The organism is Streptomyces violaceusniger Tu 4113, assembly GCF_000147815.2.
GTDB lineage: Bacteria > Actinomycetota > Actinomycetes > Streptomycetales > Streptomycetaceae > Streptomyces > Streptomyces violaceusniger_A.
The window spans coordinates 8,724,354-8,738,604 of the sequence record NC_015957.1 but is presented as its reverse complement, the minus strand read 5'-3'; the positions used below and the strand labels follow the sequence as shown (position 1 = coordinate 8,738,604).

10 protein-coding genes are annotated in these 14,251 nt (G+C 72.5%); 3 read left to right on the top strand and 7 right to left on the bottom strand.

Going from position 1 to position 14,251, the window contains the following annotated elements:
* Nucleotides 1–60: 60 nt before the first annotated feature.
* The 3 genes from STRVI_RS35925 to STRVI_RS35915 form a co-directional block, all read right to left on the bottom strand.
* Nucleotides 61–1,014, bottom strand: coding sequence for a carbohydrate ABC transporter permease (locus tag STRVI_RS35925; protein ID WP_014060476.1), 954 nt, complete (start codon nt 1,012–1,014; stop codon nt 61–63).
* On the bottom strand, nt 1,014–2,339 hold the full coding sequence (locus STRVI_RS35920) for an extracellular solute-binding protein (RefSeq protein ID WP_014060475.1): 1,326 nt from the start codon (nt 2,337–2,339) through the stop codon (nt 1,014–1,016). Before STRVI_RS35920 ends, STRVI_RS35925 begins: the two co-directional genes overlap by 1 nt.
* 378 nt (nt 2,340–2,717) lie before the next feature.
* Nucleotides 2,718–3,761: a LacI family DNA-binding transcriptional regulator gene (locus STRVI_RS35915; protein ID WP_014060474.1), complete on the bottom strand. Its 1,044-nt coding sequence runs from the start codon at nt 3,759–3,761 to the stop codon at nt 2,718–2,720.
* A gap of 666 nt (nt 3,762–4,427) precedes the next feature.
* Between STRVI_RS35915 and STRVI_RS35910 the strand changes: the two genes are divergently transcribed.
* From STRVI_RS35910 to STRVI_RS35900, 3 genes are all read left to right on the top strand, one after another.
* On the top strand, nt 4,428–5,021 hold the full coding sequence (locus tag STRVI_RS35910; RefSeq protein WP_014060473.1) for an RNA polymerase sigma factor: 594 nt from the start codon (nt 4,428–4,430) through the stop codon (nt 5,019–5,021).
* A 1-nt stretch (nt 5,022) separates the two neighbouring features.
* Nucleotides 5,023–6,222 carry a CU044_5270 family protein gene (locus STRVI_RS35905; RefSeq protein WP_014060472.1) on the top strand — a complete coding sequence of 400 codons (1,200 nt, stop codon included), beginning with the start codon at nt 5,023–5,025 and terminating at the stop codon, nt 6,220–6,222.
* Nucleotides 6,223–6,300: 78 nt separating this feature from the next.
* Nucleotides 6,301–7,593: a hypothetical protein gene (locus tag STRVI_RS35900; RefSeq protein ID WP_014060471.1), complete on the top strand. Its 1,293-nt coding sequence runs from the start codon at nt 6,301–6,303 to the stop codon at nt 7,591–7,593.
* 545 nt (nt 7,594–8,138) lie between these two features.
* Here the strand turns inward: STRVI_RS35900 and nirD are convergent.
* The 4 genes from nirD to STRVI_RS35880 all read right to left on the bottom strand — a co-directional run bounded on the left by nirD (nt 8,139) and on the right by STRVI_RS35880 (nt 14,250).
* Entirely contained in the window at nt 8,139–8,510 is a 372-nt protein-coding gene (gene nirD, locus STRVI_RS35895; RefSeq protein ID WP_014060470.1) for a nitrite reductase small subunit NirD, read from the bottom strand.
* Entirely contained in the window at nt 8,507–11,158 is a 2,652-nt protein-coding gene (gene nirB, locus STRVI_RS35890; RefSeq protein WP_014060469.1) for a nitrite reductase large subunit NirB, read from the bottom strand. The genes nirD and nirB overlap by 4 nt, the downstream gene beginning before the upstream one ends.
* A 2-nt stretch (nt 11,159–11,160) precedes the next feature.
* Nucleotides 11,161–12,861, bottom strand: coding sequence for an FAD-dependent oxidoreductase (locus STRVI_RS46735; RefSeq protein WP_435532636.1), 1,701 nt, complete (start codon nt 12,859–12,861; stop codon nt 11,161–11,163).
* A gap of 123 nt (nt 12,862–12,984) precedes the next feature.
* Nucleotides 12,985–14,250, bottom strand: a complete 1,266-nt coding sequence (locus STRVI_RS35880) for a cytochrome P450 family protein (RefSeq protein ID WP_014060467.1) — start codon at nt 14,248–14,250, stop codon at nt 12,985–12,987.
* Nucleotide 14,251: the final 1 nt, after the last annotated feature.

The window sequence follows — 14,251 nt, the reverse complement described above, 5'->3', positions numbered from 1 at the left end:
TACGGACGCCGTCCGGGGGGTGGTTCGGCGAGCGGTTCGGGTGGCCGGGCAGGACGTCGGTCACATCCCCTCCCGGGTGCTGCGCATCGCGGCGAAGCCGGTGAGCCGCACCAGCAGCAGCGAGACGGTGGTGGCGACGACGACGAGGATGGTGGCGACCGCGCTGGCGTAGCCGAGGTCGAACGCCTGGAAGCCATTCTTGTACATCAGGTAGGGCACGATCGTGGTGTCCGTGCCCGGGCCGCCCTTGGTGAGGATCAGGACGGTGTCGAAGAAGGTCAGCGCGCCCACCACCATGATCACCGAGGAGGTGACGATGGTGTTGCGCAGTTGGGGCAGGGTGATCGAGAAGAACTGCCGTACGGTCCCGGCGCCGTCGATCGCCGCCGCGTCGTAGAGCGAGCGCGGGATGGCGCGGGCACCGCCCTGGTAGATCAGTGTGTGCAGCGGGATGAACTGCCAGGCGGTGACGAAGAGGACCGCCCCGAAGGCGCCCTTGGAGCTGCCGAGCAGATCGCCGTCCGCGAAGCCCAGAGCGGGCCCGATATCGGCGATCAGACCGAAGTTGGGGTCCAGCAGCGACTTCCAGACCAGCGCGAGCGCGACGGAGGAGCCCAGCAGCGGCAGGAAGAAGATCGCCGACAGCACGGCCCGGTTGCGCTGCCGCCCGGCCGCCCATACGCCCAGCAGCAGGGCGAGCGGGGTCTGGAACACCCAGGTCAGCACGGTCAGCACCAGGCTGAGCCAGATGGCCTGATGGGTTTCCGGGTCGTCCCACAGCCGGGACCAGTTGCTCATCCCGGTCCAGCTCGGGGTGCCGATGCCGTCCCAGTCGGTGAAGGCGAGGGCACCGACCAGGACCATCGGCGCCACCGCGAAGAAGACGAAGAACAGCGCCCCGGGCAGGGCCCAGACGACGCCGGGCCGGCCGACCCCCGGCCGGCCGACCTCCGACCGGCCACCCCCTGGTCGGCCGACGCTCCGGCGCCGCTCGCGCGTCGCGGCGTCCGCCATCACATGCCCTTCAGGGCATCGACGAACTCGGCCGGGCCGAGCTGCCCGTTGAACAGCTTCTGCACGGTGGTGTGCAGCGGCGGGGTGTACTTGGCGGGCAGCGCCTGGTCCCAGGAGAGCGTGAAGTCGGGGGCCTGCTTGACCAGGTCGTACTGGAACCGCGCGTAGTCGGGGTTCTCGTGCTTCCCGAGCTGGGAGGTGGCGTCGGAGGTGGCGGGCACGTCCCCGTTGGCGATGAGGTCGCCGGAGTAGTCCTGCTGGGCCGCGAACTTCACGAATTCGAGCGCGGCCTTCTGCTTGTCGCCCTTGACCTTGGCATTGATCGACCAGTAGTTGGCCGGGTTGCCGACGACGCTCTTGGGGTCACCGCTGCCACCGGGGACCGCCGGGAAGGTGGTCCAGCCCAGCCCCGACTTGGCGAACGCGGGCTGGTTGGCCTTCTGGTTCGCGTACTCCCAGCTACCCATCAGATGCATGGCCGCCTTGCCCTTGGCGAAGAGCGTGGAGGCCCCGTCGGCGGTGTAGTTGACCGACTTGTAGTTCTTGCCGAACGCGCCCCGGTCCACCAGATCCTTGACCGTCTGCGCGGCCTTGAGCACCGCCGGGTCGTCCCACGCCGCCATGCCCTGGCTCTGGATCTTCTGGAACACCCCGGCCCCGCCGTACCGGTCCACCAGGTACTCCACCCACATCAGCTCGGTCCAGGCATCGGTGCCGGCCAGCGCGAACGGGGTGACGCCCTTGCCCTTGAAGGTGTCGATGAGCTTCAGCAGATCGTCCCAGGACTTCGGGGGCTTCGCCCCGGCGTCCGTGAAGACGTCCTTGTTGTAGAAGAGGATCACCGGCTGCATCCCGCGCATGGGGATGCCGTAGTGCTTCCCGTCGATCGCGCCCGCGTCGAGGATCGTGGGGATGAACGCCTTCTTCAGCTCCGGGTCCTTGGCCATGGCCGGGTCGAGGTCGAGCAGCATGTCCTTCTTGACGAAGTCGCTGATGCTGCCGCCGCCCCAGTTGAAGAAGACATCCGGTGCGTTGGGCGTGCCCATGGAGGTGCGCATCTTGTCCGAGTAGCCCTCACCGGGCACCTGGGTGAGCTTCGCCTTGATGTCGGAGGTCTCGTTGAACCGCTTGACGACCTCGCGCTGCACCTTGGTCGAGGCGTCCTGATAGACCCAGACGTCGAGGGACCCGCCATCCGAACCCCCGGGCCCGCCGCTCCCGCAGCCGGCGAGTGCCGTCCCGGCGAGCAGCAGGGCCGCCGCGAGGGTGGACGCACGAAGGGTGGACCTTGACCATGACCTTGACCTTGACCGAGGTATGCGCATCGTGTGCCTTCCGGAAGTAGCCCGATAATTCTCGGAAGCGGTTGCGTGGAAGGTATGGGGGTGCTGATGCGGTGTCAAGGGTTGCGGCGGCGGGCGGCTTTGTTCCCCACCCCACCCCGCCCCTTCCCGAACGGGGGCAAGCCCCTCGCCCCGTCGAGGCCGCACGGCCCCGCCCGACCGGCCGGAGGCTGAACTCCCGGACGCCCTTCGGACGTGTCCTCAAACGCCGGACGGGCTGGATTTTCCAGCCCGTCAGGGGGCACCTCCCAGCGGTAGCTGGGGGAGCTTGAGGACCGGGGTCCTGGGCGGAGCCCCGGCGGGGGGTCGGGGGCGCGGCCCCCGGTTCGGGAAGGGGTGTGGGTGGGGTGGGGTGGGGAATCAGCCCGCCGCAGGCGCGGCCGTGCTGGAGCGCACAACCAACTGCGTAGCCAACTCCACCCTCGGCGACTCGATCTCCTCCCCCCGCGCCTGCCGCAACACCGTACGGGCAGCCAACTTCCCCATGTCCGCCAGCGGCTGACGAACCGTCGTCAACGGCGGCGCCGACCACCGCACCTCGGGCAAGTCGTCGAAGCCGACAATGCTCACATCCTCCGGAACCCGCAGCCCCCGCCGCCGCAGAGCCTCGATCGCACCCAGAGCCATCTGGTCGCTGGAGGCGAAGACGGCGGTGGGCGGGGAGCCGGCGTCCATTAGCTGATCGCAACCGTGGAAACCCGACTCGTGGTAGAAGTCCCCCTGCACCACCAGCGCCGGATCGAACGGCACGCCCGCCGCCTCCAGCGCCGCCCGGTGGCCGTCCAGCCGGGCGCGGCTGCACAACAGCCGCGGCGGACCGGCGATCAGACCGATCCGGCGGTGGCCGAGGCTCAGCAGATGTTCGGTGGCGGCCATGCCGCCCGCCCAGTTGGTCGCCCCCACGGTGGGCGCGTCCAGCGCCGGGGAGCCGGCCGGGTCGACGACCACGATCGGCACGTTCAGCCGCCGCAGCTCCTCGTGGACCACCGGCTCCAGCACGGACGTCACCAGGATCACCCCGTCCGAGGCGCGGGCCCGCAGGTTCTTCAGCCACTGCCGGGCCGAGCCCGCGCGGCCGTGGATCGCCGAGACCACCGTGCCCACCCCGTCCTGGTGGGCGACCTCCTCCACGCCGCGGATGATCTCCACCGCCCAAGGGCTGTCCAGGTCGTTGAAGACCAGGTCCACCAGGGCGGCGCGGTCGCCGGGCACCCGCTGGCGGCGGCGGTAGCCGTGGACCCGCAGCAGGTCCTCGACCCGGGCCCGGGTCTCGGGCGAGACATCCGAACGGCCGTTGACCACCCGGGAGACCGTGGGCACCGACACCCCGGCCTCCTGCGCGATGGCCGTGATCGTCACCTTGGGCCGGGCGCCGCCCTCGGTGCCCCTGCTCTCCGTAGCCATTCCGCCTCCTCGGTTGACGGGAGCCACCCCCGCCTCTCACTTTCCGGGGCGCACCCTCGGAACCTTGCAGAAGTCTTCCGGAAAACCGGATCGGACGTGAAGAGACGAGAGAGGGACGTCCCCATAAGCTCCTGAGCTTACGCAGCGCCACGGGGGCGGCCTCCGCCGCCGTCACACCACCGTGCCCGTCGGCTACGGCCCTCAGCAGGGCCGCCCGCGCGCCCGGCTGAGCGCCGTGGTCCGCGTGGAGTTGGCGCCGCCCGGTCGGCTGGGCGCCGTCGCCCACCTAGCGGTTGGCCCCGTACGACCGGCTGAGCGCCGTGGTCTGCGTGGTCGTGGGCCCCGCGCGCTCGGCTGGGCGCCGTGGTCTGCGTGGCCGTTGGCCCCGGTCGGCTGGCTGGGCGGCGTGGTCTGCTTGGCCGTTGGCCGTTGGCCGTTGGCCGTTGGCCTCGGTCGACCGGCTGAGCGCCCTCGTCCGCCTGGCCGTTGGCTCCGTACCACCGGCTGAGCGCCGCCCCTCTGCCTAGCCGGTCACCCCGCACCACTTGGCCGGTGACCCCGCTCCAGCGGCCAGGCACCTCGCCGCTCAAACTTTCCTCTCCCCGGGTGTAAGAAAGCGCGGCCCTCGACCACTGCATGGTGAGAGAGCCCAGATGAGGAGACGGCGTGACCGACGCCCAACGCTTTCGGGACCTATACGAGGAGTGCCAACCCCGTGTGCTGGCCTATGCGGCCAGCCTGGTGGGTCGGCAGGTCGGTGAGGACATCACCAGCGAGACCTTCACGGTCGCCTGGCGGCGGATGCGGGATATCCCGACGCCGCCGCTGCCGTGGCTGCTCGGCGTGGCCCGCAATCTGACCCGCGAGCTGCGGCGCCACGACGGCAGGCAGTACGCCCTGGCCGCCCAGGAGGCCCAGCGCGTCATCACCTCCGGCGCCCAGGTCGAGGACGTGGCCGCGGGGGTGACCGAGCGCGCGGTGGCGCTGCAGGCGCTGGCGGGGCTGTCCGCCGCCGACCGCGAGTTGCTGACGCTGGTCGCCTGGCACGGGCTCGGCCCGAGACAGGCGGCGCGCGTCCTCGGCTGTTCCGGCGCCACGTTCGCGGTGCGGCTGCACCGGGCCAGACGGCGGCTGGAGCGGGCCGTGGACGCGGTCGGCCCCTCCCCGGGCCCCGAGCCCGAGCCCGGCCCCGGACCCGAGCCCGGCCTTGACCCTCGCCCTCGCGCCCCTCGCGCGAACGTGACAGTGAAGGAGACCTGAGATGGCACGCAAGCGGCACGATGTGATGAAGACCCTGGCGGACGCACGGCCCCCGGAGCTCGATCCGGACCACCTGGCCGGTTCCGCACGCGCCCGCCGCGACCTGGAGACCATCCTGGCGGGGAGGGCCAGCACGGCCGAGGCGCCGGAACTCCGCCGGTCCCCGCGGATGTTCACCTGGCGCTGGGCGCTGCCCGTCGCGGCGACGGCGGCCGTCGCCGGAGTGCTCGTCGCCACCCTGCCCCAAGGCGGCTCGGACGCCGAGGGGTCCCGGGCGTCCGCCGGCCCCACCGCGGACGGCGCCCGGCACATCCCCGCCAACGGCCGTCTGGCGCTGCAACACGTCGCCGACCGGCTGGACCGGACGGCGGCGGACGAGGGCACCTACTGGCAGGTGACCACGCGGTCGGGCTGGACCGCCGTCATCGACGCGTCCGGGAAGACCTTCGCGGTGTCCACCTCCGAGAAGCAGCAGCGGTCCTTCGGGGTACGGCCCGGCACGGAAAGCCTCAACGTCATGGGGCTCGACGCCACCACCAAGCCCCGCACCGAGCGCGATACGGCGCGCTGGCGGGCCGCCGGCTCGCCGAAGGACCTGACGCTCGCCGACACCGGACAGGGCGGCAGGCTCGGTCTGCGGATCGAGACCGGGGCCGGGAAGCGGCCGACGGTGGACCGCATCAACTCGGGCGACCGGATCGCCGCCCTCGGCGCGCGCAATGTCACCTACGAGGACCTGCGGAAACTCCCGGGCGACAGCGCGAAGCTGAAGGAGGTGCTGGCGGACCTCTACCGGGAGGACGGCGGGAGCGAGGTCCGCGGCCGCACCGAGTGGATGTGGCAGCAGGCGGCCGGGCTGATCGGCCTGCCGGTGAAGGCCGAGGTACGGGCCGCCGCGTACCGCGTCATCGCGGGGCTGCCGGGCATCCGTGCGCTCGGCGAGGTGACCGATCCGCTGGGCCGCGAGGGCGTCGGCTTCGCCCTGCCCGCGTCCGACCGGCCCGGGTACGGGACCGGACGGTCCGAGCTGATCGTGGACCCGGCGACCGGGGCCCTGCTGTCCGAGCAGGAGGTGCTGACCGAGCCGGACGCGAAGGCCGCGAAGGCGGGGCTCACATCGGGCACGGTGGTGAACTACACCGCCACCGTCAGGTCGGAGTGGACCGACCGGCAACTGAAGACCTCGGAAATCCCCGAATGACTGGCCGGGGTGGGCTGTAAGAACGGCCGGGCGGCGGCCATTTCCTTCTGAGAACCCCACCCGAGCAGAAGGAAGGTCATGGACAGAACCACAGGACGGCCCGGAACCCGCCCGCTCTGGCTGCGCAACGCGGTCACGGTGTGCGCGGTGGCACTCGGCACACTCGGTACCTTCGGCACCCTCGCCGCCCCTGCGAACGCCGCGCCCGCGAACGCCGCGCCCGCGAACGCCGCGCCCGCGAACGTCGCGAACGCCGCGACCGGCGGCGCGTCCGGCCCGGCGGCCCGCGCCGCCACCCCGTGGACGCTGCGGACGCCGCTGAGCGAGACCGTCTCGACGGAGTTCTGGGACGTCGCCGCGACCGGCGCCAAGGACGCCTGGGCGGTGGGCCGGAAGACCGACGGCGCCGACGGGCCCACCCCCGCGATCAAGCACTGGAACGGCACCACCTGGACGGACGTGCCCGCCGCCGGGGCCGGAGACAAGCCCGGGCAACTGGAAAAGGTCAGCGCCGCCGCACCCGACGACGTCTGGGCGGCCGGAGTCCAGTTCGGCGACACCACCTCACCGATCGTGGTGCGGCACTGGGACGGCGAGAAGTGGGCCGATACCGCCCACGCCACGCCCCCGGAGGGGCAGATGAGCTTCGTCGGCGACATTGCCGCGTTCGGCGAGAAGTCGGCTTGGCTGACGAGCTTCGACTGGGACCAGAACAGCGGCGCTTCCACGTCCCGCCTGGAGCGCTGGACCGGCTCCGCGTGGCAGGAAGTGTCACTCCCCGCCGCCCCCGGTGGCGGTGAGGTGCGGCCGTGGGACATCACCGGCACCGGTCCTGACGACGTGTGGGTCACCGCCGAGGCCGCGACCGGCGATGTGTCCGTCCCGCTGCTCTACCACTGGAACGGCCGCGCCTGGACGGTCCGCGAGGTGCCGACCCCGGCCGAGCACCCGACCGGCTGGGTCGCCAACCACGCCGTGGCCACCGGCCGCGGTTCGGTCTACGTGGTCGGCAAGACCAACGACGCGGAGGCGCCCGAGGCCACTATGGCCACCCGCTGGACCGGCAGCCGCTGGCAGTCGCTGCCCACGCTGCCCGTGGACGAGGCCAACGCCGCGGGCGCGGACGGCGCCGGACGGCTGTGGATCGCCGGCTGGTCCGCCGGCGGCCGCCACTCCGTACTGTCCCGCTGGACCGGTACGGAATGGTCGACCGAGGAGCTGCCCGCCGACGTCACCGAGCACAGCGAGATGTCCACGGTGTCGGGCATCGCCGCGGTCCCCGGGACGAACGGAGTGCTCGCCGCGGGGACGGCGGGCTGCCAGAGCGACCCTGTGCTGTGCGGGGTGGTGGTCTCACGCGACGTGGGCTGACCTTTCGCGGGGCGGGTGCCGACTCCTGAGGCGGAGAGCGCTGCCCCGCGCAAGGGGCCGCGCCCCTCGCGGGGCGTGCGCTGCTCGCCTCACGGGGCGTGCGGTGACCCCTCGCGGGGGCGTGCGCTGACTCCCCCAGGCGGAGGGCACTGCCCCCTCAAGGACCGCCCCTCAAGGGGCGTGCGCTGCTCCCCTCACGGGGCGGGTGCTGACCTCCTCAGGCGGCCTGCGCTGACCCCTTCAGGCGACGGCATTGGCTCCTCAGGTGGCATGCGCCTACCTCTCACGAGGCGTGCACTGGCCCCCTCGGGCGACAGCGCTGACTGCTTAGGCGGACGGCGCTGCTCGCCTCACGGGACGTGCACTGCTCCCTCGCGGGCGTGCGGTGACTCCTCACGGGACGTGCACTGCCTCGCGGGCGTGCGGTGACTCCTCGCGGGGCGCGCGCTGACCCTGGGCGGGGGGTGCACTGCGCGCCTTACGGGACCTGCGCGGACCTCCTCGCGGGGCGTGCGGTGACCCCTCACGGGACGGGCACCGCCCCCTCAGGCGACGCGCGCCGTCCTGTCCCGCGTGCGTGTGACATACGCCTGGACGGCGACCGTCTCGTCGTCCAGGCATCGCCCCGTCTCCAGGTCGAAGCGCTGCTTCAGCAGCGGGGAGGCGGCGAACGGCCGTCCGCCCGACGAGCCCAGCAACCCCCGGGAGAGGACGTACGCCCCGGTGAACGGGTCGCGGTTGGCGATCGCGTACGCGCGTCCCGACCGGTCCAGGAAGACCGCCACCTGGGTGCCGTCCGGCAGCAGGGCGGCCACGCCGCGCCCGGGGGTGAGGTCGGTCAGCTCGCAGACCGCGAACCACCGCTGGTCGATGAGGAGTTCCACGCGGACGGCGGTCCGCTCGGGTGCCATGGTCATCGGCTGGCAGTCCCTTCGAGAGTACGGACGGGGAGGGTGGGGCCGGACAGGATCGTCAGGTCCGGCTTGACCTGATCGCGCTCGGGCACGAACTTCACCGTCGGGTCCGGCGCGTCGGGCGCGTTGACGAAGGAGACGAAGCGGCGCAGCCGCTCGGGGTCGCCCAGGGTCTCGGCCCACTCGTCGCGGTAGCCGGTCACATGGTCGGCCATCATCGCCTCCAGCTCGGCGCACAGCCCCAGCGAGTCGTCGACCACCACATCGCGCACATGGTCCAGGCCGCCCTCGATCCGCTCCAGCCAGGCCGAGGTGCGCTCCAGACGGTCCGCGGTGCGGATGTAGAACATCAGGAACCGGTCGATGAGCCGGATCAGCTCCTCGTCGTCCAGGTCCTGGGCGAGCAGATCGGCGTGGCGCGGATCGGCTCCGCCGTTGCCGCCCACGTACAGGTTCCAGCCGGTGGAGGTGGCGATCACGCCGAAGTCCTTGCCGCGCGCCTCGGCGCATTCGCGGGCGCACCCCGAGACGGCCGACTTCAGCTTGTGCGGTGAGCGCAGCCCCCGGTAGCGCAGTTCCAGGTCGATGGCCATCCGGACCGAGTCCTGCACTCCGTAGCGGCACCAGGTCTGCCCCACACACGACTTCACGGTGCGCAGCGCCTTGCCGTACGCGTGCCCCGACTCGAATCCGGCGTCCACCAGCCGCGCCCAGATCGGCGGAAGCTGGTCCACCCGGGCGCCGAAGAGGTCGATCCGCTGACCGCCGGTGATCTTCGTATAGAGCCCGAAGTCCCGGGCCACTTCGCCGATCACGATCAGCTTCTCCGGGCTGATCTCCCCGCCGGGGATCCGGGGCACGATCGAATACGACCCGTTGCGCTGCAGATTCGCCAGGAAGTGGTCGTTGGTGTCTTGCAGCGCGGCCTGCTCGCCGTCCAGGACATAGCCGCTCGCGCCCAGGGTCGGGGCCAGCGAGGCGATGATCGAGCCGACGGCGGGTTTGCACACCTCACAGCCGTCGCCCTGCCGGGCCTCGGTCCGGCCGTGGCTGTCCAGCAGTTGGGCGTAGGTGGTGATGCGCAGGGTGCGGACGATCTCGTACAGCTCGGCGCGGGTGTACGCGAAGCAGCCGCACAGCCCCTTGTCGACGCTGACGCCGCCCGCCTCCAGCTCGTCGTTGACGAGTGCGGTGAGCGCCTTGACGCAACTGCCGCAGCCCGTACCCGCCTTGGTGCACTTCTTCACCTCGGGGACGGTGGTGCAGTGGTGGTCGGTGACGGCCGAACGGATCGCGCCCTTGGTGACGTTGTGGCAGTTGCAGACGACCGCCTCGTCCGGCAGCGCCGACGGCCCGAGCGCGGCGGGCGCGCCCAGCCCCGCCGGGAGCACGAGCTGTTCGGGGGCGACGGGCGGTACGGAGCCGGTGAGCGGGCGCAGCATGCCGTACGCCTCGGCGTCGCCGACCAGCACCCCACCGAGGAGGGCGCCGTCGGCGCCGACCACCAGCTTCTTGTAGACGCCCGCGCGGGAGTCGGAGTAGACGACGTCCAGGCAGCCGTCGGCGGTGCCGTGGGCATCGCCGAAGCTGGCCACGTCGACGCCGAGGAGCTTGAGCTTGGTGGAGGTGTCGGCGCCGGTGAAGCGCGTCGCGGTGGCTTGGGCGGTGGCTTGGCCGGTGATGGTGCCGGCCGCGACCTCGGCCATCTCATAGCCGGGCGCGACCAGCCCGTACACCCGGCCGTCGGCGGCCAGCGCGCATTCGCCGATCGCGTACACCGCCGGATCGCTGGTGCGGCACCGCTCGTCCACGGCGATCCCGCCGCGCTCGCCGACCTCCAGACCGCAGTCGCGGGCGAGCTGATCGCGGGGGCGTACGCCCGCCGAGAAGATGACGAGGTCGGTGTCGATGGACGAACCGTCGGACAGCGCCATGGCGGTGACCGCGCCCGCGTCGTCCGCCGTGATCTCCTTACCGCCGACGCCGGTGTGCACGATCAGGCCCATGTCCTCGACCGTGCGGCGTAGCGCCGCGCCACCGCCCTCGTCCACCTGGATGGCCATCAGCCGCGGGTTGAACTCCACGATGTGCGTGGCCAGCCCGAGCCCCTTCAGCGCCCCCGCCGCCTCCAGGCCCAGCAGCCCCCCGCCCACGACGACGCCGGTGGTGCGGTGTTGGGCGTACTCCTCGATCGCGAGCAGATCCTCGACGGTGCGGTAGACGAAGCAGCCGTCGCTGTCCTTGCCGGGCACGGGCGGGACGAACGGATACGAGCCGGTGGCCAGCACGAGCGTGTCGTACGCCACGGTCAGCCCGGAGCGGGCGGTCACGGTGCGGGCGGCGCGGTCGATGGACTCGGCCGGGTCGCCGAGATGCAACTCGATGCCGTGCCGCGCCATGAAGCCGTCCTCGACGAGGGAGAGTTCGTCGGGGGTGCGGCCGGAGAAGTACGAGGTCAACTGGACGCGGTCGTAGGCGGGCCGGGGCTCCTCGCAGAACACGACGACGCGGGCGGCGGTCTCGGTGACGTTCCGCTCGACGAGCGCTTCGAGAAACCGCTGGCCGACCATTCCGTGGCCGACCAGCACGATGGTGGGGGCGGCGGCGGTCTCGGGCTTCGGTGTGCTCGTCGTCGTCATCGGTGCGCTCATCGTCAGGAGCCTCCATCGTTGGTCAGCAGGTGGAGCAGGGGGGTGGCCGGGAGCGGCTCGTCGCCCTCCCAGGCGCGGGCGAGCGCGCCGACGGTGCCGAGATCGCCGAGAAGGATGCCGCCGAGGAGGCGGTCGCCGCGGACCACGACTTTGCGGTACGTGTTGCGGGTGGCGTCGGTGAGGTGGATGACGTCGTCGCCGGCGGCGGGGGTGGGGTTGCCGAAGGCAGCGAGGTCGAGGGGGCCATCGGTGCCCGACGCGCTCGCTCCGGCGGAGCCGGGTGCTGCGGTGAGGGTGAGGCGGGTGAGCGTACGGGTGCCGTGGTACCGGGGCGCGGTCTCGTTGCCGGGTGCGGCCCGGTGGCCGGGTTGTGCCCACCCGTCCCTCCCCCAGCTACCGCTGGGAGGTGCCCCCTCCGCGGGACGATTGCCCACAACCTGGTCCCCAGGTGCGGGGTCGGGGGCGGAGCCCGGGTGAGGGTCCGGGCCGGCGCCCTCGCGGGGTTCAGGCGCGGTGCCCTGGTGGGGCCCAGGGGTGGTGACCCGGTGGGGGCCCGGGGTGGTTCCCTGGTGGGGTTCAGGCGCGGTGCCCTGGTGGGGCCCAGGGGCGGTGACCCGGTGGGGGCCCGGGGTGGTTCCCTGGTGGGGTTCAGGCGCGGAGCCCTGGTCAGGTTCTGGGGCCCTGCCCTGGTGGGGGTCCAGGGGGCGGAGTGCCCTTGTTTCGGGAAGGGGCGGGGTGGGGGACAGCAACTGCGCCAGGACGTCCGCTTGCTCCTGGGCGGGGCCCGCCAGGCCGTACACGACGCCGTCGTGTTCCGCGCAGTCGCCGATTGCGAATACCCACGGGTCACTCGTCCGCAGCTCGTCGTCGACGACGATGCCGCGTGCCACCTCCACTCCGGCCGCCCGGGCCAGCCCGACCCGGGGTCGGACCCCGCACGCGAGCACGACCAGATCGGTCTTCAGGGCGTATCCGTCGGCCAGTTCGACGGCCTGAACCGTTCGCACCGGCCGCCCGCCGGTGCGCAGGCCCCGGACGCGGCATTCGGTGTGGACCTCCACGCCCAGCGCCGCCATATGCCGCCGCAGCAGCCGTGACGCGCCCGGGTCCAACTGGCGCTCCATCAGGTGTTCGCCCTGGTGCGCCAGGACCACCTGGGCACCTCGCTGGGCCAGCGCACGGGCGGCGGAGACGCCGAGGAGTCCGCCGCCGATGACGACGGCCCGTGTCCCGGACCGTACGGCCGCGCCGAGGGCCAGGCAGTCTTCCATGGTGCGGAAGGCGTGGACGCCCTCCGGTAGGGCGTGCGGGCCGCGGCCGTCCGGCTCGAACAGGCCGCGCAGCGGCGGCAGCACCGGGTTGGAGCCGGTGGCCAGCACCAGCGCGTCGTACGGCACGCGGCGGCCGTCGTCGCACAGCACCTCCGCCGTGGGGCGGTCGACGCGGACCACCCGCACCCCGCTGAGCCGCCGCACCCCGGCCCCGGCCCCGGGGGCGGGGCGGGGCGGGGCGGGGAGGGCGATGACCTCCGGGGCGTACCGCCCGGCGAGGACCTCGGCGAGCAGCACCCGGTTGTACGCGGGGTGCGGCTCCTCGCCGATGATCGTGACGTCGAGGGCGACCGGGCCAGCACCCACACCCGCACTTACGACGAGCTGCTGCGCCAGCCTCGTGCCCGCCATCCCGCCGCCGACGATCACCACCCGCCGCTGCTGCGGGCTCCCCGGCTCCCTGTTCGACTCCATGCCAGGAAGCGTGCGGGGCGCCTGTTACCCGACCGCATCACCCCCGTTTCCCGGAGGCAACGCTGCCCTCAGCGCACCGGCTCAGGCGCTGTGAGCCGCCCCGAGCCGGATGGGGAGCCGCTGCGGGCTGTTGCCGACGAAGCTGGGGTGCGGGATCAGCTCCTCGTCCGGGACGGCCAGATCGAGGTCGGGGAAGCGGGTGAAGAGCGCATCGAGGGCGACCACGGCCTCCATCCGGGCCAGCGGTGCGCCCAGGCAGAAGTGGGCGCCGTGGCCGAAGGACAGATGGCGGGCGCCCCGGGTGACGTCGAAGCGACCCGCGTCCGGGCCGTACGCCCGCTCGTCGCGTCCGGCCGCGGTGTACGAGACGAGCACGGGCGCGCCCTTGGGGATGACCGTGTCGCCGACCGGGAGGTCCCTGGTGGGGTAGCGGAACGGGAAGTAGCTCACCGGGCCGTCGTACCGCAGCGTCTCCTCGACCACATCGCCCCAGGTCGCGGCACCGTCGCGAACAAGGTCCAACTGGTCGCGGTGGTTGCACAGCGCCCGTACCGCGTTGGTGATCAGGTTGAGCGTGGTCTCGTGCCCGGCGATGATCGTCAGCATCAGGGTGCCGATCAGCTCCTCCTCGGCGAGCCGGTCGCCGTCCTCCTCACGGGCCGCTATCAGCGCGCTGGTCAGATCGTCGCCGGGGTCCTTCGCCCGGGCCGCCGCCACCTGGCCGAGGATCGCGACCATCTCGCGGTTGGCGGCCGGGACCCGCTCCGGGGCGGTGTGGGTGGAGACGATCTCGTTGGACAGCTCGTGCAGCCGGTCCTGGTACTGGTCGTCGACGCCCAGGAGCCGGCAGATCACGCTCATCGGCAGCGGCAGCGCGAAGTGGCGGCGCAGGTCGGCCACCCCGTCCGGGTCGGCGGCGGCGGCCCCGGCCAGCCGGTCCAGCAGCGTGCCGGTCAGCTCGTGGACCACTGGGTGCAGCGCCTCCACCCGGCGCGGGGTGAACGCCCGGGTCACCAGGGACCGCAGCCGCTTGTGGTCCTCGCCGTCCGCGGTGATCATGCCCCGGACGGTGGCGAAGGTCCGCATCGGCCAGCCGGGCGGGAGCTCGTCCCGCTGCAGGGCGGCGAAGTGGCAGGCGTTCTTGGCCACGTCGGGGTGGGTGACGAAGTCCTTCAGCTCCTCGTGCCGGGTGATGGCGTACCCCGGTACGTCACCGGGCAGCAGGACCGGGACCGCGGCCCCGCGGGCGCGCAGCTCTTCGTTGACCGCGTGCTGGTGTGCCCCGGTGGGGTCCAGGCGGTGCGGTGCGAGGTCGGCGTGCGACACGGGGCATCGGCCTTCGGTCATC

Coding starts and splice junctions, on each gene's coding strand:
- STRVI_RS35925 (WP_014060476.1), bottom strand. CDS start 1,014: ATGGCGGACGCCGCGACGCGCGAGCGGCGCCGGAGCGTCGGCCGACCA.
- STRVI_RS35920 (WP_014060475.1), bottom strand. CDS start 2,339: ATGCGCATACCTCGGTCAAGGTCAAGGTCATGGTCAAGGTCCACCCTT.
- STRVI_RS35915 (WP_014060474.1), bottom strand. CDS start 3,761: ATGGCTACGGAGAGCAGGGGCACCGAGGGCGGCGCCCGGCCCAAGGTG.
- STRVI_RS35905 (WP_014060472.1), top strand. CDS start 5,023: ATGGCACGCAAGCGGCACGATGTGATGAAGACCCTGGCGGACGCACGG.
- STRVI_RS35900 (WP_014060471.1), top strand. CDS start 6,301: ATGGACAGAACCACAGGACGGCCCGGAACCCGCCCGCTCTGGCTGCGC.
- nirD (WP_014060470.1), bottom strand. CDS start 8,510: ATGACCATGGCACCCGAGCGGACCGCCGTCCGCGTGGAACTCCTCATC.
- nirB (WP_014060469.1), bottom strand. CDS start 11,158: ATGAGCGCACCGATGACGACGACGAGCACACCGAAGCCCGAGACCGCC.
- STRVI_RS35880 (WP_014060467.1), bottom strand. CDS start 14,250: ATGACCGAAGGCCGATGCCCCGTGTCGCACGCCGACCTCGCACCGCAC.